This is a genomic window from Bradyrhizobium sp. Mp27 (assembly GCF_029953005.1).
Classification (GTDB): Bacteria; Pseudomonadota; Alphaproteobacteria; order Rhizobiales; family Xanthobacteraceae; genus Bradyrhizobium; species Bradyrhizobium barranii.
Genome location: NZ_JASAUS010000863.1, coordinates 1 through 219, shown reverse-complemented (window position 1 = coordinate 219; position 219 = coordinate 1). Strand labels below are relative to the sequence as shown.

1 pseudogene is annotated in these 219 nt (G+C 56.2%); it reads left to right on the top strand.

Annotated features, from left to right (window positions below):
* Positions 1-112: pseudogene (locus QJT78_RS52870) on the top strand (ATP-binding protein); the annotation flags it as partial.
* Between the last annotated feature and the right edge of the window lie 107 nt (positions 113-219).

Genomic DNA, 219 nt, shown 5'->3' with positions numbered 1-219 from the left:
GTCGCACATCGCCAAGGCGATTGCCTATCAGGCGATCCTGCAAAGCCACAAGGTCCAGTATCTTGAGACCGACGACTTCTTCCACCGCTACGCCCTGAACTCTCCGGCACAGAGCTATGGCTGATTTTGGGTGACGCGGCCTGATCAGGCGGCGTGGCTTTCAGTGTTCGGAATGACTTCGATTCCGTCGATGAACTTTACACCGGCGATGACTTTCGG